At 38.1% G+C, this 19,274-nt stretch carries 21 protein-coding genes and 1 riboswitch; of the genes, 9 read left to right on the top strand and 12 right to left on the bottom strand.

Annotation, left to right across the window (positions count from 1 at the left end; translation table 11 throughout):
- Positions 1–61 precede the first annotated feature (61 nt).
- The 3 genes from NSS81_RS17465 to NSS81_RS17455 all read left to right on the top strand — a co-directional run bounded on the left by NSS81_RS17465 (position 62) and on the right by NSS81_RS17455 (position 3,516).
- Complete coding sequence (locus NSS81_RS17465; protein WP_342429946.1) at positions 62–1,141, top strand: aromatic acid exporter family protein; 1,080 nt, start codon at positions 62–64, stop codon at positions 1,139–1,141.
- Positions 1,142–1,684: 543 nt separating this feature from the next.
- Positions 1,685–2,281, top strand: coding sequence for a sigma-70 family RNA polymerase sigma factor (locus NSS81_RS17460; RefSeq protein ID WP_342429945.1), 597 nt, complete (start codon positions 1,685–1,687; stop codon positions 2,279–2,281).
- On the top strand, positions 2,266–3,516 hold the full coding sequence (locus NSS81_RS17455) for a hypothetical protein (RefSeq protein ID WP_342429944.1): 1,251 nt from the start codon (positions 2,266–2,268) through the stop codon (positions 3,514–3,516). The genes NSS81_RS17460 and NSS81_RS17455 overlap by 16 nt, the downstream gene beginning before the upstream one ends.
- A gap of 343 nt (positions 3,517–3,859) precedes the next feature.
- Here the strand turns inward: NSS81_RS17455 and NSS81_RS17450 are convergent, their stop codons facing one another.
- The 5 genes from NSS81_RS17450 to fabL form a co-directional block, all read right to left on the bottom strand.
- Positions 3,860–5,641: an ABC transporter ATP-binding protein gene (locus NSS81_RS17450; protein WP_342429943.1), complete on the bottom strand. Its 1,782-nt coding sequence runs from the start codon at positions 5,639–5,641 to the stop codon at positions 3,860–3,862.
- 81 nt (positions 5,642–5,722) lie between these two features.
- The gene (locus NSS81_RS17445; protein ID WP_342429942.1) at positions 5,723–6,253 is read right to left on the bottom strand and encodes a DUF402 domain-containing protein; all 531 of its coding nucleotides are present in this window, start codon (positions 6,251–6,253) and stop codon (positions 5,723–5,725) included.
- Positions 6,254–6,449: 196 nt separating this feature from the next.
- Entirely contained in the window at positions 6,450–6,707 is a 258-nt protein-coding gene (locus tag NSS81_RS17440) for a YgaB family protein (protein ID WP_342429941.1), read from the bottom strand.
- Between the two features lie 235 nt (positions 6,708–6,942).
- Positions 6,943–7,155 carry a gamma-type small acid-soluble spore protein gene (locus NSS81_RS17435; RefSeq protein ID WP_342429940.1) on the bottom strand — a complete coding sequence of 71 codons (213 nt, stop codon included), beginning with the start codon at positions 7,153–7,155 and terminating at the stop codon, positions 6,943–6,945.
- A gap of 72 nt (positions 7,156–7,227) precedes the next feature.
- Positions 7,228–7,977 carry an enoyl-[acyl-carrier-protein] reductase FabL gene (gene fabL / locus NSS81_RS17430; RefSeq protein WP_342429939.1) on the bottom strand — a complete coding sequence of 250 codons (750 nt, stop codon included), beginning with the start codon at positions 7,975–7,977 and terminating at the stop codon, positions 7,228–7,230.
- Between the two features lie 110 nt (positions 7,978–8,087).
- Here fabL and NSS81_RS17425 point away from each other — a divergent pair, with 110 nt between their 5' ends.
- Positions 8,088–8,312 carry a hypothetical protein gene (locus NSS81_RS17425; protein ID WP_342429938.1) on the top strand — a complete coding sequence of 75 codons (225 nt, stop codon included), beginning with the start codon at positions 8,088–8,090 and terminating at the stop codon, positions 8,310–8,312.
- 19 nt (positions 8,313–8,331) lie between these two features.
- Here the strand turns inward: NSS81_RS17425 and mutY are convergent, their stop codons facing one another.
- Positions 8,332–9,429, bottom strand: coding sequence for an A/G-specific adenine glycosylase (gene mutY / locus NSS81_RS17420; protein WP_342429937.1), 1,098 nt, complete (start codon positions 9,427–9,429; stop codon positions 8,332–8,334).
- Positions 9,430–9,547: 118 nt separating this feature from the next.
- Between mutY and NSS81_RS17415 the strand changes: the two genes are divergently transcribed.
- Positions 9,548–10,528: a metal-dependent hydrolase gene (locus NSS81_RS17415; protein ID WP_342429936.1), complete on the top strand. Its 981-nt coding sequence runs from the start codon at positions 9,548–9,550 to the stop codon at positions 10,526–10,528.
- An 840-nt stretch (positions 10,529–11,368) separates the two neighbouring features.
- On the opposite strand, the gene NSS81_RS17410 is transcribed toward NSS81_RS17415, so the two are convergent.
- On the bottom strand, positions 11,369–11,638 hold the full coding sequence (locus tag NSS81_RS17410; RefSeq protein ID WP_342429935.1) for a YfhJ family protein: 270 nt from the start codon (positions 11,636–11,638) through the stop codon (positions 11,369–11,371).
- A gap of 136 nt (positions 11,639–11,774) precedes the next feature.
- Between NSS81_RS17410 and NSS81_RS17405 the strand changes: the two genes are divergently transcribed.
- Positions 11,775–11,948 (top strand): small, acid-soluble spore protein K, encoded by a 174-nt coding sequence (locus NSS81_RS17405; protein ID WP_342429934.1) that lies wholly within the window; start codon positions 11,775–11,777, stop codon positions 11,946–11,948.
- A 47-nt stretch (positions 11,949–11,995) separates the two neighbouring features.
- Here the strand turns inward: NSS81_RS17405 and NSS81_RS17400 are convergent, their stop codons facing one another.
- Positions 11,996–12,319 carry a YfhH family protein gene (locus NSS81_RS17400; protein WP_342429933.1) on the bottom strand — a complete coding sequence of 108 codons (324 nt, stop codon included), beginning with the start codon at positions 12,317–12,319 and terminating at the stop codon, positions 11,996–11,998.
- A 96-nt stretch (positions 12,320–12,415) separates the two neighbouring features.
- Here NSS81_RS17400 and NSS81_RS17395 point away from each other — a divergent pair, with 96 nt between their 5' ends.
- Entirely contained in the window at positions 12,416–13,093 is a 678-nt protein-coding gene (locus NSS81_RS17395; RefSeq protein ID WP_342429932.1) for an SDR family oxidoreductase, read from the top strand.
- A 1-nt stretch (position 13,094) separates the two neighbouring features.
- On the opposite strand, the gene recX is transcribed toward NSS81_RS17395, so the two are convergent.
- Positions 13,095–13,910, bottom strand: coding sequence for a recombination regulator RecX (gene recX, locus NSS81_RS17390; protein WP_342429931.1), 816 nt, complete (start codon positions 13,908–13,910; stop codon positions 13,095–13,097).
- Between the two features lie 197 nt (positions 13,911–14,107).
- Here recX and NSS81_RS17385 point away from each other — a divergent pair, with 197 nt between their 5' ends.
- Positions 14,108–14,242 (top strand): YfhE family protein, encoded by a 135-nt coding sequence (locus NSS81_RS17385; RefSeq protein WP_342434062.1) that lies wholly within the window; start codon positions 14,108–14,110, stop codon positions 14,240–14,242.
- Between the two features lie 115 nt (positions 14,243–14,357).
- Complete coding sequence (locus NSS81_RS17380; RefSeq protein ID WP_342429930.1) at positions 14,358–14,546, top strand: YfhD family protein; 189 nt, start codon at positions 14,358–14,360, stop codon at positions 14,544–14,546.
- A 456-nt stretch (positions 14,547–15,002) separates the two neighbouring features.
- Here the strand turns inward: NSS81_RS17380 and NSS81_RS17375 are convergent, their stop codons facing one another.
- The 3 genes from NSS81_RS17375 to NSS81_RS17365 all read right to left on the bottom strand — a co-directional run bounded on the left by NSS81_RS17375 (position 15,003) and on the right by NSS81_RS17365 (position 19,255).
- A complete protein-coding gene (locus NSS81_RS17375) occupies positions 15,003–16,214 on the bottom strand; it encodes a homoserine dehydrogenase (RefSeq protein WP_342429929.1) in 1,212 nt (403 codons plus the stop codon).
- Positions 16,215–16,294: 80 nt separating this feature from the next.
- A riboswitch (SAM riboswitch) is annotated at positions 16,295–16,407 on the bottom strand.
- Positions 16,408–16,603: 196 nt separating this feature from the next.
- A complete protein-coding gene (argH, locus tag NSS81_RS17370; RefSeq protein ID WP_342429928.1) occupies positions 16,604–17,980 on the bottom strand; it encodes an argininosuccinate lyase in 1,377 nt (458 codons plus the stop codon).
- Positions 17,981–18,043: 63 nt separating this feature from the next.
- On the bottom strand, positions 18,044–19,255 hold the full coding sequence (locus NSS81_RS17365; RefSeq protein WP_342429927.1) for an argininosuccinate synthase: 1,212 nt from the start codon (positions 19,253–19,255) through the stop codon (positions 18,044–18,046).
- Positions 19,256–19,274: the final 19 nt, after the last annotated feature.

Below are 19,274 nucleotides of genomic sequence, written 5' to 3'. Positions count from 1 at the left end.
GATGTTTAGCATTAATATATTATAGTTGATAATATTCATCTCTGAAAGGAAATTATTATAAATGAAGTTAGGTGCTCGCATCTTTAAAACGGGAGTTGCCATTGTTTTATCACTCTACTTAGCACAGTTATTGCACTCTCCCGCCCCTGTATTAGCAGGAATTGCTGCAATCTTTGCTATTCAACCGACTATCTACCGTTCTGTCTTAACCATTATCGAACAAATTCAAGGTAACTTAATCGGCGCAGCACTCGCAGTTCTTTTTGTTCTCCTCTTGGGAAATCACATAATTGTAATTGGTTTAGCTGCCATCATGGTAATTATTCTTAACCTAAAGCTTAAACTTGAAAATACGATTGGACTTTCTCTCGTAACTTTACTCTCGATTATGGAGACACCGGGAAGTGACTTTATTCCATTTGCTGGTTTTCGCTTTGGAACAATCATGATTGGGGTATTTTCTGCATTCATAGTAAATCTAGTTTTTTTACCGCCAAAATACGAAAATAAGCTTTATTTTAAAATTGCAAATACAACGGAAGAGATTATCAAATGGATCCGCTTAGGTATCCGTTATGACTATGACCATAATCACCTTAAATCAGATATTGAACATTTGAAGGATAGTCTTTTAAAAATAAGTCAGTTTTATTCCATGTATAAGGAAGAACGCAGCTATTTTAAGAAAAAAACTTTAGAAAAATCTCGTAAGCTTGTCATTTTTAGACAAATGAATTCAACTGCCAAAAGAGCTCTTGATACTCTGAAACGAATACACCGATTCGAAAATGAATTACTTCAATTACCAGAAGATTTTCAGCAGACAATACAGGAACAGCTGGACTGTATCATCTATCACCATGAACAACTAATGCTGAAATTTATCGGTAAGATTCCAACACATAATGTATCTTCAGAGCCTAGTACATGTTTAGATCATAAGGAATTGTTTAATCTCTTTTTGTCCCACCAAAAAGACTATTCTGACCTTAATGATCCGCATTTATATCATACAATGCAGATCATCTCCTCAATTATTGATTATGGGGAGCAGGTCGAACATTTAGATACACTCATTACTAGCTTCCATTCTTTTCATCATAATGATGAGTTAACAATTGAACAAGAACAAATGGAATGAAAAAGGAAGAACAACTGCTCTTCCTCAGGCTGTCGAGATACTTTCGCCAGCCTCTTATTTTATCCAACAACTTTAGCAATTCACTGCGTTAATTCATCATGATGTTATTGATATAAGTTCTTTGAACATGTCTGTTGATTTGCGCTCCAGGCACTTCGCTTTCCGCGGGCGGTCGGTGAGCCTCCTCAAGCAGCAAGCCTGTGGGGTCTCACCCTGACCTGCGAGTCCCGCAGGACATTGAATATGCTTCAGTGAATCAGCACCGCACGAAGGAAATGCGTTAGCATTTTCGAGGATCTCGTGCCTTCCGCGCAAATCAACAGAGTTGTAAATTAAATGGCTATGTTAAAGATAAAGGTCGATATTTATAAATAATTATGAATTATTTTACCAAGTGGTGCGTTATTCCAAAATGGATTAACGCTTTTTTCTTGAACAATTTACAATAATGAGGTAGCTTTTAAAAAAGTTTGTAGAAAAATGAACTATTTTTCTAACTAGCTTCGTCTTACTTTTGAAAGCTTTTGTAGAGGAGGGGAACAGGTGGATTATATAAATCGCAATGATTTGCAATATAGTAAGGAACTGTTGGAAACCACGCAAATGAATCCTATAGAAACGCTCGAAAATATTATGAATGAATTTGGTTCAGAAATTAAAAGACTGGTCTATAGTTATATAAAAAATCCGAGTGATGCCGATGATGTTACACAGGAAGTTTTCGTAACGATATATCGAAAATTGAATACATTTCAAGGTAAATCAACTCTACGAAGCTGGGTATATGCGATTGCAATCAATAAATGTAAGGATTATTTGAGAAGTTGGAAGGTTCGTAACATTAAACTTAAGGGGAAGTTAGAACAATTCGTGAAATCCGCAGATCCTCCGGATACTCCAGAGCAGCACATAATAGGAAAAAATGAAGAAAAGCAATTACTTAATCAAGTCTTGTCTCTGCCAATGAAGTACCGTGAAGTTATTATCCTTTTCTATTTCGAAGAATTCTCTGTTAACGAAATTGCAGATTCCCTATCAATCAACCAAAATACGGTAAGAACTCGCCTTAAACGTGGTAGAGGGAAATTAAAGAATATTATCCAATCTGAAAGAGGTGGAGACCTTTGGATAAACAATTAAAGGATTTAAAAAGAGTTTATGAAAAGCAGAATGTAACAATATTTTCCAATAAAGATAGAGAAAATGTATATCGAAAACTTGAATCAGTGCAAACGAAACCACTAAATGACTTTTCTAGGTATGTACCAAAGGCATTATCCTATATTGCATATGGAGTTATGTTTGTTCTTATCTTAGGAATTTTAAACCACAAATTGGATATTTTTCCACAAGATTTAGCTCGTGGCGGTGAAGAAACTCCTAAAATTAAGGAACCACCAGTTACAAATGATGACCCGAATAAAGAAAAAGAAGAACCATATCCCGAATTTGAATTGTACAAAGGAAAACCTCTAAATATAGCAGTCGTTGGAGAATTACCTGAAATTAAAGAGAAACAAGTAAGTTTTAGTGAATTTTCTTTAGAAAAGTTAATGTTGATGAGTAATGATCTTGATTCCTATGATGCAATCTTTATTATGCAAGAGAATCTCACGCAAGCTGCTAAAAGTCAATATGCAGATATTTACCTAAATTCTACGATTCCATTCTTTTTCATATCGGCGAAAAGCCATATTCCTTTTACCGTAAAAGATACTGAATATAATGAGTCATGGGATTGGACTCCTGGTAATAGCTACGCTGTCGGAGTTCTTAAGTCTACAGAAGATGACTCATTAAAAAACTGGGGATTTGGTCTCTATAATGATGAAATGACAGAAGAACACAAAAAAGAAATATATTCAAGAATTTTCAAACAAGTAGAAAAGGAATCGATAACTAACGATGAAGAAGAGGATGGAATAGGAGCACCAGTTGAAGATTCAAAAAGTGTTCAAACAAACATTGAGCCTTCTGCTGAATTAAAGGCATTGTATACGGGATATGCAAGCAAGCAAAATGACCAACTTCTAGCAGGTTTGTCACCATTGGATGTATTTAAGTTGTACTTTTATGCAAAGCACATGGAGGATTCGGAAACGATTTATGCCCTATATATAAAAGGAGAAATGTTTGGTACTCCTTCTGAAGAAGAATATTTTGGTGAGCCTGAATTTTATGGAGCTATATTCAATGAAAATGATAAAAAGTTTTATGCAGGGCTGCAACAAGTTAAAGAATTTAAAATCAATTATTTACACGACAATGAAGCAGTAATTACTTGGAAGGCCCAAGAAGGCTCATTCCCAGCATTCCGAATGTTTAAAGATCCTAAAAAGGATGTTTGGAAAGTCAGCTGGCTTCCAATTCAATAAAAAAATGAACTGTAACAGAGATTACCACACAATTAGCTTAGTTTGAAAAAGTGTGTGGTAATACTTAGGTAATTTGAACCCTGTTGATTTCCGCGGAAGGTGCGCAGACTCCTGCGGGAGTACGGGGCAGGGGGAGACCCCGCAGGAGCGCAGCTCCGAGGAGGCTCCCCGGCACGCCCGCGGAAAGCGAAGCACCTGGAGCGGAAATCAACTGGCCTATGCCCAGGTACAAGTTTTAATGAAAAAATGATATCCTTTGACCCCTGAAAATAAAAAATGCCGAGAAAGATACCCTTTCTCGACAATCTGAGTAAGAGAAGCCGCTCTTACTTTTTTCATATTTTTACAAAGAAGCCTTTACTTGATTTCCATTTTCCTTATGCTCTAGCTGCTGCACTTGAAATAACTTATAATAATTCCCTTGTTTTTCCATCAACTCTTCATGCGTGCCAATCTCAACAATTCGACCATGTTCGATTAACACAATTCGATTGGCGTGGGTAATAGTTGATAACCGGTGGGCAACAATAAACGTAGTCCGTTCCTTTGCAAGCTCATCAAGTGATTCCTGAATATTATGTTCACTCTCTAAGTCAAGCGCTGATGTTGCTTCATCAAGTATTAAGATCGGCGGGTTTCGCAAGAATACTCTTGCTATCGCCACTCTTTGTTTCTGGCCGCCAGAAAGCTTCACTCCTCTTTCTCCAACCTTTGTATCGTAACCCTTAGCCAAATTGAGGATAAAATCATGAGCATTGGCTGCCTTGGCTGCCTGTATAACTTCCTCATCAGAGGCACCCGGTTTTCCTAATAAGATATTGTCTTTAACCGATTCACTAAACAAAATATTATCTTGAAATACAACACCAATTTTGTCCCTCAAGGTTTGAACCTTAAATTGGCGGATATCCACACCATCAAGAAGGATTCTCCCGCCCGTTACATCATAAAAGCGAGGAATCAAACTTACAAGTGTTGATTTACCACCACCGCTCATTCCAACTAAGGCAATCGTTTCCCCTTTTTTTACGTTTAGGTTAATATCCTTTAAAATTAATTCTTCTGTCTCATTATAAGTAAACTGTACATTTTCAAGGGTAACTTCGCCCTTTACATCTTTACATTCTCTAGCATCGGGAGTGTCTACAATATCGTATTTTACGTCCAAGAATTCAAACACCCTATCCATTGAGGCCAAAGACTGGGTAAGGGTTGTCGAGGAGTTTACCAATCTTCTTAATGGACTATAAAGCTTATCAATATAGGCAAAAAAAGCAATCATGGTTCCAAGTGTTAGACTTCCCTGAATAACCAGGTAAGCGGAATAACCGATGACAATTAATGGTGCAATATCGGTAATTGTATTTACTGCTGCAAAAGCTTTGGCATTCCAGCTCGTATGCTCTAACGCCTTTTCTAAAAAGTTTTTATTTTGTTTATCAAACTGTTTTTGTTCAAATTCTTCAATCGCAAAGCTCTTAATAACTGGCATACCTTGTACACGTTCATGTAAATAACTCTGAACCTCCGCGAGTGCTTGCGATCGCCTTTTCGTCAGTCGGCGTAAATTCCCAAAAAAGTATTTAATCGACACTGCATATAGCGGGAAAAGTACAATCGAGACCAATGTTAGTTTTACATCCATAAAAAGCATAATCACAATTGCGATGACAATTGTCGCTAAATCAAGCCATAGGTTCATCAAACCAGTAACAACAAATGTCTTGGTTTGCTCAACATCATTAATTACACGAGAAATGATCTCCCCTGCTCTTGTATTGGCATAATACTTGAAACTTAACTTTTGAATATGAGAGTACATTTTATCGCGAATATCATAGAGAATTTTACTAGAAACCCATTGTGCAAAGTATTGTCGATAATACTCAATCGGTGGTCTTAGTACGACAAAAATAACGATCATAACACCCATAATAAGCAACAAATGACTTACTTTTTCATCGTTAGTCAGAGTTCCGTTCCCAATAATATCATCAATGACATATTTAATGAGCATTGGTATAAGGAGTGGAATGGCAAATTTGAGAATTCCTATCACTATCGTTATTATGATTTGCAATCGGTATGGCTTTACAAATTGAAGGTACCTGCGTACACTGCCCAAGCTAACCCTCCTTATCATCAAACGTTTTTAATTAGCAAACGAAAACCTGTTGATCTTTGAATCAACAGGTATGTTGTACAACTAGCGTCTGTAGGTTAAATACCGTTCATACCATATGTCAATAAAATCCGGTGCAAATGGACCTTTTCGCTGGCGAATCCAGTGAATGAGTTGATCCACATTTTTTTTGAGAATATGGTCAATCACGTCAGGATACTTCATTTCACGGCGATGACGTTCATATTCATCCTCATCTAACAAGTTAAATGTCATATCCGGGAATACCTTAATATCAAGATCATAATCGATATACTTTACTGCTTCGCCATCAAAAATAAACGGTGAGCTAATATTGCAATAATAATATATTCCGTCTTCACGAATCATTCCAATTACGTTAAACCAGTACTGTGAATGAAAGTAACAAATAGCTGGTTCTCTAGTAATCCATGTTCTTCCATCAGATTCCGTTACAATTGTCCGATCATTTCCGCCAATCACCAAATTCTGTGATCCCTTCAGAACGGTCGTCTCATCCCACACGCGATGGATGTGCCCATTATGCTTGTAGCTATGTATTTGTATTGGTACACCTTCGATGGGTACGCCCATGATTCTCCCCTACTTTCGTTCTGAACACATTTGAAACCTTAACTAAATACCAATAAACGACAAAAGGCTACAAAGTTCATTTTCCTATTTCTTCTTATTATAACGTTTGAGTAAAGAATTTAAAACAAAAGAGCCATTGAATTCAATGACTCTTCAAAAAAAATTGCATATTTTCACCAAAATTTGCGTGTTTCACCTATACAGTAGGCTCCAAATTCATATCATGATACGATTGAATGACCTCTTCTGTTTGTTTTTCAAACATTTCTTGAATTTCCTTTAATTCTTTTTTCATTTGATTAATTTCGATTTTAACACTTTCTAGTTCTGTTTCATTTTGCAATGTCTGTAATTGTTCCTCAATTTCCTGGCAACGTTCAAGCTCCGCTTGAAGGTAGAGTAATTTTTCCATTGTCATCATTTGCTCGGAAACTAAACGGTTAAAATGATTCATAACCACACCGCCTTATCATTAGAAGCTTTTTTTTATACTTACTATGTATTCTTGAATAATTGCTATTTTCCTTTGACTTTTTATGTAGACTGAATAGAAGTTTTGTCGAACAGCTGTTGATGGAGCTCCAGGCTTCGCCTTCCGCTCCAATCAACAAGGTTTGTACATCAAAAATAAATAAAAAGAAGGCACTCTATACGATTATAGAGTACCTTCTGCATTACTAATGTTTAATTTAGCTTTGACCTGATTGGCCAGAGTTTTGGCCTTTACGAGCTTCAACTTGTTGGTTTTGTTGTCTTACTTCTTGAGCATTTGTTTCGCTTGCAAATTCAGTGCCGAATTGACCTTGGCTACCAGCTCCAGCTGATTGAGCATTTTGTTGTCTTACTTCCTGGATGTTTGTTCCAGAAGTACTTTTGTTAGGTTGTTGATTGAATTTTGCCATTGTAATCACCTCCACGAATTAATATGACCAAGGTCCGTGGAGTTTATCCAAAAAAAATTAAAAAAAATAATTTTAAACGAGCAGTGAAATACCGCCATCGACAATGATCGTTTGTCCCCGGATCATACTTGATTCTTCTGTCAAAAGAAACATCACACAATTCACCATATCCTCAATTTCAACCATTCTCCCAGCAGGTGTTTTTTCTTTTGCCTCTTGAAGAAGTTCCTCGCGATTTGGAAAATGTGCTAAGGCATCTGTATCGACAGCACCACCAGATACTGCATTTACCACAATATTCTTCGGAGCTAATTCGACGGCCAAATACCTTGTTAACGCCTCAAGAGCAGCCTTAGAAACGCCCACCACTGTATAGTTCTTTAAATAACGGATGGACCCTAGGGAACTGATACTAACAATTTTCCCGCCGCCATTTTTCTCCATCAATTTGGCTGCTTCCTGTGCACAAAATAACAGTGCTTTACTGTTAATATTTAATGTCCAATCCCAGTGATTCTCTTCAAGTTCCATGATAGGTCGCTGGACACCAGACGCAGCATTATTCACGAAAATATCCAATCGCCCAAATTCCTGTTCAATTTGGCTAAACATATCTTTAATTTTATTTACATCGCCAACATTCGCCTTGACGACTAATACCTTCCTACCTAAAGCTTCGATTTCTTCAGCCGTTTGAAGTGCTCCTTTTTTACTCCGTGCGTAATTTATTACAATATCATAGCCTGCTTGTGCTAACCTTAAGGCCGTTGCTTTCCCAATTCCCCTGCTGCTTCCTGTAATAAGTGCTACTTTTTGTGTCATTTGATTAAACCCCTTTGTTTATGTATGTTATCATTTTAGCTTTTCTACGAATAGAAGACAATTGATTATAAAACACTAAGAAGAAAAAAGCATGTGGAAGGAAGATATAAATGTACATTGGACGCGATATGACAGAGCTATCGATGGTAAGCAAGTCAGAGTGGGATAAAAGCGAGCTTGCCTTTTTTCATCATTCCTTACAGCAAATAGCGCCTTATTTAAATAGTGAGGGAGTTACAATCCATCGAGAGATCATTGAAGAAATTGAAGCTCGCGGGGGAATAAAGCGACAAGAAGCAGACTATACACACGGTACTAAAATTAGTTATGACTAATAAGATAAAGAACACCGAATCAAGAGCGGTGTTCTTTATATAGCTTAAGCATTTTTTGATAGGAAACAGGGAAGGCATATTGATTCATTTCATCAAAGGTAACAAACTTCCATTCCTCACCAGATTGGAACTCTTGGGAAATCACCCCTGAATAAACCGTAATATTCCAGATCAAATGGGAAAAGATGTGTTCTATTTGACCAATGCTTTTTTCTAGATTAATATTCATATTATAAGTATTTCTGAATAATTCAGTAATTTGTTTTCGGCCTGCCAGTAAAGGCTCTTGAATTTCTATATTTGGAAATTCCCATAAATTTGCCAGAAGGCCACTTTGAGGGCGTTTATGGATGAGGATTTTCCCATGTTCATTTTTCAGAATTACAGCAGCTAGCTGCACTGCACGTTGACTATTCTTCTTTGTTTTAATTGGGAGTTCTGTTTGAACACCCTCGTGAAAAGCTTGGCAATGTTCACGAACAGGGCATAATAAACATGAAGGAGAAGTAGGTGTACAAATTAATGCACCTAATTCCATTAATGCCTGATTGAATGCTGATGGGTTATCATGCGATATTAGCTGCCTTACCGCTTTCTCAAAGACTTTTCTTGATGATGCTTTAGCAATATCCTCCCAGATCAAAAGAATTCTTGATAAAACCCTCATCACGTTTCCATCTACAGCTGGTTCTGGAATTCCATAAGCAATACTAAGAATAGCCCCTGCAGTATATGGACCTACACCTTTAAGGTCCGCAATCTCTTTTGGGGAGTTCGGTACTTGACCATTGTATTTCTCATTTACTTCTTTTACGGCTGAATGCAAATTTCTGACACGCGAATAATATCCAAGACCTTCCCATGCTTTAAGAACTTTATCTTCATTCGCATTTGCGAGAGTCTCTATTGTTGGAAACCATTCGATAAATCGATTAAAGTAAGGAATAACTGTATCTACTCTCGTTTGCTGCAACATGATTTCCGAAACCCAGACTTTATAAGGGTCCTGGTCTTGGCGCCAAGGCAACTCACGCTGCTCCTCAGAAAACCAGGAAATTAAATCGTTCTGAAATTTGCCAATATCCACTTTTTCTATATTATTCAAGTCATTTTTCACTTTTTTGGTCCTCCTGCTAGATAAACAATACGAAGTTAGGGTATATAATAGTAAGTATGTTTACGATAATCCATATAGTTTGGTTTGACAAGAACTTATTAAAGGAGGATTTTTCCTTTTGGATACTGGAACTCATATTGTAATGGGAATTGCCCTAGGGGGTCTCGCCACCCTTGATCCAACAGTAGCTGCCAGCCACGCTACTGCCACAAGTGTTTTAATTGCAACAATTGCCGGTTCACAAATACCCGATATTGATACAGTGTTGAAACTTAGAAATAATGCGATATACATCCGTAATCATCGAGGGATTACTCATTCCATTCCTGCGGTACTTTTATGGCCTCTGCTTATCCTTGCATTGGTTTATCCCTTTTTCCCGGCTGCTAATGTTTTGCATCTTTGGGCATGGACATTTGCAGCAGTTTTCATCCATGTATTTGTTGATATTTTCAACGCCTATGGCACCCAGGCGCTTAGACCATTTACAACTAAATGGGTAGCTTTAGGGGTAATTAATACCTTTGATCCGATTATTTTCGGGATTCATATCGTTGCCATTTTCATTTGGGTATTTGGTGCCCCGCCAGGTATTACCTTTCTTACGATGTTTGCCGTGATCATCGGCTACTACTTCCTTCGTTTTTATGTTCGCGGAAAAGTTCTAGATGAAGTTAGAAGAATAATTCCTAATGCAACTGAGATCATACTTGCTCCTACAATAAAGTTTTATCAATGGAGAATCGCTGCGATGACTGAGGAAGAATTCTTTGTTGCTAAAGCGATAAAAACAGAGGTTGAGATTCTAGATCGATTTAAACGTGTACCTGTGCCAGAAACTCCTGTATTGGAGGCAGCGAAACATGATAAAAATCTAGCCGCGTTTCTATCCTTTTCACCCGTTTATAGATGGGAAATGGATGAATACAATGACTTTTACGAAGTTCGGTTTATTGACTTGCGCTATCGAAGCAATGGCCATTATCCGTTCGTTGCTGTCGTCCAGTTAGACCTTGATTTACAGCCTATTAGTTCTTATACAGGCTGGGTGTTTAGTGAAAAGAAATTACGAAAAAAGCTAAGTATTTTGCCAAATTAACCTGATAAAAAAAAGCGGTGACATCACATTTTAAGGGTTCCGTTTTGAGGTGCACGAAGACAAATTGACAGATGAATTGGCATGCGAATTGACGCATGCCATTTTTATTAGTATATCAAGGTTTTAGCCCTGTTCTGGGTAGAATTGATCATCAAATTTTCAAGATGTTTTTAGATGACAGTACCTGTTGTACAACGAATAAAAAATCTTACCAATTTTAATGCCAATTCAGTGTAAATTTGAAGTCATAACGACCGGGACTAAGATTTTTCCTACGGGTCGGGCGTTATAAACCTTTCTTAACGACCGGGACTAAGATTTTTCCTACGGGTCGGGCGTTATGAACCTTTCTCAACGACCGGGACTTAGGATTTTTCCTACGGGTCGGGCGTTATAACCTTTCTTAACGACCGGGACTAAGATTTTTCCTACGGGTCGGGCGTTATGAACCTTTCTCAACGACCGGGACTTAGGATTTTCCCTACGGGTCGGGCGTTATGAACCTTTCTTAACGACCGGGACTAAGATTTTTCCTACGGGTCGGGCGTTATAAACCTTCCTTAACGACCATGACTAAGATTTTTCCTACGGGTCGGGCGTTATGAACCTTTCTTAACGACCGGGACTAAGGATTTTTCGGGCGGTCGGGCGTTATAAACCTTCCTTAACGACCATGACTTAGATTTTTCCTACGGGTCGGGCGTTATAAACCTTCCTTAACGACCATGACTTAGATTTTTCCTACGGGTCGGGCGTTATAAGCCTTCCTTAACGACCGGGACTTAGATTTTTCCTCCTCTAAAGTGAACCCTTTGCATCACATAGTCATCGCTTTTCCACTTAGTTTAACTTATCCTTTTTTTCTGTTAGGAAATTTTTATATTTTGGATTGGTTGCTGCAAACTCGTGAAGCTTTGCTCCATACTGTTCAATCCAATGCCTGACAATTCCTTCTGTCATTTCTGCTCCCTTATACTCTCTTCCAGATTTTGCACGTGTCGTCTCAAAATCGTCCCACATAAGCTCCACCCAAGTACGGGCCATATTGGATGAAATTTGATTATTTTTTTCCAATAAAAGCTCTGTTAATCTTTCTTGGTATTCTTTCATGATATCACCTACTTTTCCATTTTCTTATAACATAACCTATATAAAAATGTCGAATACTATTAGCACGTGGTCAGCATTGGCTAAGAAAACAGCTTTGCTTTTCACGAGTTCTCAATTTTGTTTGATGGAGGTAATCATGAGAAATAAAGCAAAGAATTTCCCAAACCAAAATAACAACAAACTAGAGGGCGAACCAAGAGCTAAAGCTGAATATGCTTCAACAAGAGCTGACGGCACCATCAATACCCATCCACAGGAGCGCATGCGAGCATCTGGTGAGCGTGAAAATAATACCGCATCCGAGTATTAATTTTCAAGATTTAGTGACAAGCCAGAGATTTGTTCTCTGGTTTGTCTTTATTTTAACCACTTCAACATTGAAATGGGTAACGCTTCTTCTTTTCCATCGCCCATTAGACGATATCCCCAAGCGAAAACGCCGTTGAGATAATCAATTTTAAAATATTGTCCCGGGTCTCCTTCTAGTTCATAAATTTCACCTGGTGAAAAAGAATCTGGACTTATTAAGTAAGCCTTCGCCATAACCGCTTTTCTTTCAAGAACAGCATATTCACTTACCATCCCCATTTGCTCAGCTTTCCTTGCCATTTCTTGAAGTTTGGCAATTTCCTGCCTTAATTCATGCTCTGTCATTGAACTGTATCGCTTGTCCTGATGCATGTGATCCACTCCTATTTCATATATCTCTATATTTTAGTATAGTTATCTTTGTGTAATAAATAAAGATTGAACTTTGACATATAGGAAGGTGTACTATTGAAAACAATTATTGTAACTGGTTCAGGTTCTGGCCTTGGCCGGGAATTAGCCATTCTATTTTCACAGCAAGGTTATCACCTGTTATTAATTGGAAGATCCTCTAAAAAATTAACTGCTACAAAAAATATGATTGAATCGCTTGGCGGAACAGCTGAAATTGTTGTTTTAGATATTCGCAATGTATCCGATGTTTTAAGTAGATGTGAAGATCTTTCGAAGTCTCACAGTATCTACGGCTTGGTAAACAACGCTGGTGTGGGTCACTTTGGACCTTTTGCGGATCTTAGCAGTCAGCAAATCAGTGAAATGCTTGAAACAAATGTACTGGGCACGATCCTCATGACTCAAGCTGTGTTACCTCTATTGCAGAAGCATGGTGAAGGTAGAATCATGAACATCATTTCCACTGCAGGATTACGCGGAAAGGTTAATGAGGCCGTTTACGCTGCAAGTAAATTTGCGATCAGAGGATTTACGGAGAGTCTGCAAAAAGAATATGAAGGTAGTCAGCTGAAAATTAACGCGGTTTATATGGGGGGAATGGATACGCCATTTTGGGAGGGAAGCACCCACGTAAAGGATACCTCGCGCTTCCGTACGCCCAAGGAAGTTGCTGAAATCATTTTCGAACAATTAGAACAAGATACGATCATTATTGAAAGTAAAAAATCATGACTTAGTCGTCATGATTTTTTACATCCTCTATAAATTTTTCGATTAACTCCATTGAAAAGCCTTTTCGAAAGAGCGTTTGCTTCATTTTTTGTTCATACTCATACCCAGTATAGCCACTAAATTTCCGATGAGCTTTTTCTCCCTGGTATTTAATGGCTTCCATTTCCTCATCAATGTCCTTGTCCATTTCAGCTTCCTGGACTGCAATATTAATGATGTCGAAGGGATATCCTTTTCTAAGCAGCAAATTTTCAGCCTTTTGGTGGATGATTCGCTGTGAATCCCTTGCATTCTTCTGAAAGGACTTTTCGTATATTTTTGTTGCCTTTTCAATCTGTAGCTCAAGAGGAAACTGAGCTAACGCCATTTGACTAGCCAACTCGTTAATTCCCCGTTCCTTTAATTCCATTCGAATGACATCTGGTCCTTTATCCGAGGCATTTATTTGTGTCCTCACATAGGAAAGTGCATATTCCTCATCGTTAATGTATTTATGAGAAAGTAATTTATGAATAACTTCATTAATAACGGGTTCTTCTTTTTCCTTTTGCACGAGATAGTCCCTAATTTCTTTTTCAGACCTCATTCTTCTCGCTAAATAATGAATCGCTAGGTTGTATGCTTTTCGTATGTCATCTTGATATTGAACCTCTAAATACGAAAGGTCATCAAGCTCCATTCCTTTTTTCAGCTGGAATTTTATTAGAACCTCACTGTCGACACTAAAAGCATATTCTTCCCCTTTACCATAATCCATAAAAACATTAAAACGATCTTGATTTTTTTTCTGTGTGGTGATTTTCGTAATAATGGCCACAGCATTCACCTCATCAATACTTTACCATAATCTTTATGCCATGACTTTAATGGAATTTCAGTTTATATAAAAAATCTTCTCATAAAAAGTATCATTCCCATCCTAATAGGCAAAAATGGAAAAGAGTACATATTGTGCTTTATTTTTACTATAAGCTGTTTAGCATTAACAAAAAAATGGTGAAAGGAATGAGCAATATGGGAGGAAAAAAGAAAAAAGATTTAGGCAAAGGAAAATACAATTTATCAAGTACCCAAGAGGTATTATACCAGCGCGATTTTAAAATGGCTGATCGTGCAGGCGGTTATACCGACAGTAAAACGAAGCTTTAATTTTAACACTGTTAACATTAAATTTTTCCATTCATGAACCCCTCTAAATTGTAAATGCTAGTAATGGGAACCTCTACAGTTCCTTTAGGATTAAACTTTGAGAGGGGTTTTTGTAATGGGACGTTCACACGGACATAAATCTCGCGATAAAAATAAAGGCTCACTACCACAGGTACCAAAGAATATGAAATCAGATGGTATTGATGTGGAGTATTCAGCAGAGCTCGCTGATCAAGCAGATCTTGAGGCAACTGCACGGGCAAACGCAGCTAATCAGCGCGTAACCAACAAAAAGAGAAAATAACCACCATAAAAAATAAAGGAGCAGGTTTTCCTGCTTCTTTACATATTACTGTAGCTAATGTGAAAAGTCTGTCGAACACTTTGAAAAATGGTCCTCTTCTTATGCATATACGGCTGGATAACTGATCATTTACTTTTGTAAAAAAGGCTGTGTTAAAGGTAAATGTTGATTTTACTAACTCTGTTGATTGGAGCGGAAGGCACGAAAAACTCCTCGAAAATGCTATCGCATTTCCTTCGTGCGGTGAATATTCAAGGAAGCCTATTCAATGTCCTGCGGGAAGAGCAAGTCACGGGAGACCCCGCAGGAGCGTAGCGACGAGGAGGCTCCCGGACTGCCCGCGGAAAGCGAAGTGCCTGGAGCTCCCATCAACAGCCAAGTTTAACACAGCCATAAAAAAAGACAGAGCCCTTATTAGGACTCTTCATTCACTTTAATAGCCACTGAATGAATCTACTATGCATTTATTAACGTTTTAAACTCTCCAATTATCGGAAAATAACAGAGAGGCTTATGAAGACTAAATATCTGTTCAACATTATTTTTGGTACCATTAATGATGTAGGTCTCATCTGATACATCCTGAATAAAGGATACCGTGGTGTTTAAATATTTCTTTGTCAGTCCGTGGACTAACCAGTATTCCTTTAACTCAGTTTTCTTTTCTCCAAAAGAATTAGCGACAGGTCTCGAGATTTTATTGTTCGTATCGTTTTGACATACGAATACTAAATCTTCAATGACCGCACTTGCAGTTGGAAACATTCCCGCACCTGGTCCTTGTAAGGTAATACCTCCAACGATATCCGACTGGATATTTACTGCATTTTGCACTCCCTCAACGTGATAAAAAGGATGTGATTTATCGACTAGCGTTGGTTTAATGATTGCATTTATTTGACTTCCTTCTTTACTAATACTTGCTATATGCTTAAATCGCAAACCGAGTTTTTCCGCTGTCTCTATGAGTTCACTTGTTATGGTGGTGATCCCTTCAAGCTCAACATCCTTCCAATTTGGCTCTTCCCCAAAGGCAATTCTGCTTAGGATCATGGTTTTATAAAATGCATCAAACCCTTCAACATCATTTGTTGGGTCTGCTTCTGCAAAGCCATTTTCTTGTGCTAATAATAGGGCTTCCGTAAAGGACTGCTTCTTTTCTCGCATTTCTGTTAGGATAAAATTTGAAGTCCCATTTAGGATGCCTTGAATTTGGTGAACGCGATTAATTTTTAGTAATTGCCTTAGCGTTTGGATGACTGGTATTCCGCCAGCAACAGTGGCTTCAAAACCAACCGAAACATTATTGTCCTCTGCAAGCTTGAGTAATTCTTTTCCGTGGTGTGCAAACATCTCTTTATTCGCAGTAATAATGTGGCAGCCACTATTAATAGCCTTTTTCAAATACGAAACCGCTGGTTCTTTTCCGACAATCGCTTCAACTACAACATCTAGCTGTGGCAGTTGTAATATTTCATCAAAGCTATCAGTAACCAGGATCGCATTTGAAATTTCTCTTTCTTTATTTTTATTCTTTATTAGTATTGCTGCAACCTCTACTTCCTTACCTAGAACAGCTGTAAGCTCCTCTTGGTGAGAATGAATGGTTCGATAAACTCCTTCCCCAACTGTTCCAAACCCTAATATTGCCACCTTAATTACTGACATGCTTTTACACTCCTTTAAATAAAGTAAAGTACATAACAAAAAGAAATCCCTCTTCATAAGAAGAGGGATTTAGATTCCTCCCCTTATCTTTCAGGTTAATAAATAACCTGCAGGAATTAGCACCTTTTCAAGGATTACCTTGATGGTTGCCGGGCTTCGTCGGGCCATGTCCCTCCGCCACTCTGGATAAGAGTTTTATTAAATTGTTTGATATATTTTTAGTTATTTATCCGATTTTAGATGATTCTATTTAAATAGTCAATATTTTTTGAAATTTGTACCGAATTATTTAAAGTTTTTGTTATTAATACAAATTAAATGGATGATGCAACAACGCCCTATTGGTTACCGAAATGAAAAAAACCACCAGGAATAGGTGGCATGCATTGTTATCTTTCTAGTTTTCCTTCTGCAAGCTTGATTTGAGCTTTTACTTGCTCAGGTGAGGTTCCGCCAAAACTATTTCTCACTGCAACAACATGTTCTGGGGACAAAATCTTATAGATATCATCCTCGAATAACGGGCTGAATTCCTGATACTCTTCAAAGCTCAAATCGAGCAAAAACTTTTGCTGCTGTATCGCATATAAAACAATTTTCCCAATGACCTCATGTGCTTCCCGGAATGGTAATCCTTTTCTTACCAAATAGTCGGCAATATCGGTCGCATTGGAAAAATCATTATTAATCGCCTTTCTCATCACGTCTTTATTAACCGTCATCGTATCAATCATCGGTGCCAATAACATAAGTGAACCTTCAAGGGTTTCGACCGTATCAAACATTCCTTCTTTATCTTCTTGTAAATCCTTATTATAGGCAAGCGGCAACCCTTTGAGCACGGTGAGTAGTCCAATTAAATTGCCATAGGTCCGTCCCGTTTTTCCTCTTAATAATTCAGGTACATCCGGATTTTTCTTTTGCGGCATGATGCTCGACCCCGTGCAAAACGAGTCATCTAACTCAACGAATTGGAACTCCTGGCTTGACCAAATCACGAGCTCTTCAGAAAACCTGGAAATATGTGTCATAATGATTGAGCCAATCGAAAGGAATTCCAAGATAAAATCTCTGTCACTGACCGCATCCATACTGTTTGGATAAATCGTTTCAAACCCAAGTAACTCAGCAACCCGTGAACGGTCAATTGGAAAGGTCGTTCCCGCCAATGCTCCTGCACCTAGTGGTAGCCAGTTCACACGTTTTAAGCTGTCCATTAATCTCTCTTTGTCACGTTCAAACATCCAAAAATAAGCCATTAAATGATGAGCGAATGAAACAGGCTGCGCCCGTTGCAAGTGGGTGTATCCGGGAATCAGCGTATGCAGATTTTCTTTAGCCTGGTCAATTAAGGCTTGCTGCACATTTTCAATCAGCTTTATTAGTTCCGTTGTCTTTGTTCTTAAGTATAAGTGCATGTCCGTTGCCACTTGATCATTACGGCTTCGTCCTGTATGCAGTTTGCCTCCAACAGGTCCAATTTTATCAATCAAAAGTTTTTCAATATTCATGTGAATGTCTTCATGTTCTACTAAAAAGTCTACTTCATTATTATCAATCATCTTTTTTATTTCCAGTAGGCCATTTTTTATTACCTCTGCATCTTCTGTTGGAATGATTCCGCACTCACCTAGCATTTGAACATGGGCGATGCTGCCGGCAATATCCTCATTCGCTAATTTTTGATCAAATAAGATTGATGCAGTAAATGTTTCTACTAGTTTATTGGTTTCTTTTGTAAATCGTCCGCCCCATAATTTGGACATTTTTATTCCTCCTAAAAACTAAGAAGTTTGCCCTTGAACACAAAATTCAAGGGCAAACGTTTATTATTTTAGTACCTTTTCCTCTTTATTTACCTCTGCATAAACCTTTGTTGGTAAGCCCCAAATTTTGATGAAGCCGACTGCGGCGTTGTGATCAAAGGCATCGCCCTTTGAATAGGTTGCTAGCTCTTCATTATAAAGGCTGTATGGAGATTTTCGGCCAACTACCATATGATTGCCCTTCATAAGCTTAACACGAATCGTCCCGGTCACATTCTTTTGCGTCTCTTCAATAAACGCATCCAGTGCATTTTTTATTGGTGAAAACCATAGTCCCTCATAAATAACCTTCGCCATTTGCTGCTCGACCTGTGTTTTGAACTGTGTTACCTCACGAGGTAATGTGAGAAATTCTAGTTCTTTATGTGCATTAATTAATATTAAAGCTGCTGGATTTTCATATACTTCTCTTGATTTAATTCCAACTAATCGATTTTCAATATGGTCAATTCGGCCAACACCGTGTTTGCCACCAAGCTCGTTCAAGGTTTCAATTAATTGAACTAATGGCAACTTTTCTCCGTTTAGTGCAATAGGAACACCTTTTTCAAATTCAATTTCTAAATACTCAGCCTGATCTGGTGCTGACTCAAGCGGATTCGTCCAGTCAAAAGCTGCCTCTGGCGCCTCGGCCCAAGGGTCCTCAAGTACACCCGCCTCACAAGCGCGCCCCCAAATATTTGCATCAATCGAAAACGGGTTATCTAAATCGACTGGAATCGGAATCCCGTTTTCCTCGGCATATTTAATTTCCTCATCACGGGTCATTCCCCATTCACGAACGGGTGCGATTACCTTTAAGTTTGGATTTAGGGCTTGAATAGAAACTTCAAAACGAACTTGATCATTGCCTTTTCCCGTACATCCATGAGCAACAGCTGCTGCCCCTTCTTTTTCAGCCACTTCTACTAGTAATTTTGAAATAAGCGGTCTGGATAGTGCAGAGGATAGCGGGTACTTCCCTTCATATAAACAATTAGCCTTTAAAGCTGGTAAAATATATTCTTTTGCTAATAATTCTTTCGCATCGATCATATATGCTTTGATTGCACCAACATTTAGCGCCTTTTGCTTGATTGCCTCTAAATCCTTACCTTCGCCAACATCTAGACCTAAGGCAATGACATCATAACCATACTTTTCCTGAATCCATTTAACTGAAACCGATGTATCCAATCCGCCTGAATAGGCTAAGATGACTTTTTCCTTTGCCATGTGTATTCTCCTAACATAT

Origin of the sequence: Neobacillus sp. FSL H8-0543, assembly GCF_038592905.1 — a bacterium.
Lineage (GTDB): Bacteria > Bacillota > Bacilli > Bacillales > Cytobacillaceae > Neobacillus.
The sequence above is the reverse complement of the archived record's forward strand: the minus strand, read 5'-3'. Positions and strand labels throughout refer to the sequence as shown.

Bases quoted from the DNA above. Each gene is read 5' to 3' on its own strand.
- NSS81_RS17465 (WP_342429946.1), top strand. From the start codon at position 62: ATGAAGTTAGGTGCTCGCATCTTTAAAACGGGAGTTGCCATTGTTTTA.
- NSS81_RS17445 (WP_342429942.1), bottom strand. From the start codon at position 6,253: ATGGGCGTACCCATCGAAGGTGTACCAATACAAATACATAGCTACAAG.
- NSS81_RS17440 (WP_342429941.1), bottom strand. From the start codon at position 6,707: ATGAATCATTTTAACCGTTTAGTTTCCGAGCAAATGATGACAATGGAA.
- NSS81_RS17435 (WP_342429940.1), bottom strand. From the start codon at position 7,155: ATGGCAAAATTCAATCAACAACCTAACAAAAGTACTTCTGGAACAAAC.
- fabL (WP_342429939.1), bottom strand. From the start codon at position 7,977: ATGACACAAAAAGTAGCACTTATTACAGGAAGCAGCAGGGGAATTGGG.
- NSS81_RS17425 (WP_342429938.1), top strand. From the start codon at position 8,088: ATGTACATTGGACGCGATATGACAGAGCTATCGATGGTAAGCAAGTCA.
- NSS81_RS17410 (WP_342429935.1), bottom strand. From the start codon at position 11,638: ATGAAAGAATACCAAGAAAGATTAACAGAGCTTTTATTGGAAAAAAAT.
- NSS81_RS17405 (WP_342429934.1), top strand. From the start codon at position 11,775: ATGAGAAATAAAGCAAAGAATTTCCCAAACCAAAATAACAACAAACTA.
- NSS81_RS17400 (WP_342429933.1), bottom strand. From the start codon at position 12,319: ATGCATCAGGACAAGCGATACAGTTCAATGACAGAGCATGAATTAAGG.
- NSS81_RS17385 (WP_342434062.1), top strand. From the start codon at position 14,108: ATGGGAGGAAAAAAGAAAAAAGATTTAGGCAAAGGAAAATACAATTTA.
- NSS81_RS17380 (WP_342429930.1), top strand. From the start codon at position 14,358: ATGGGACGTTCACACGGACATAAATCTCGCGATAAAAATAAAGGCTCA.
- NSS81_RS17375 (WP_342429929.1), bottom strand. From the start codon at position 16,214: ATGTCAGTAATTAAGGTGGCAATATTAGGGTTTGGAACAGTTGGGGAA.
- argH (WP_342429928.1), bottom strand. From the start codon at position 17,980: ATGTCCAAATTATGGGGCGGACGATTTACAAAAGAAACCAATAAACTA.
- NSS81_RS17365 (WP_342429927.1), bottom strand. From the start codon at position 19,255: ATGGCAAAGGAAAAAGTCATCTTAGCCTATTCAGGCGGATTGGATACA.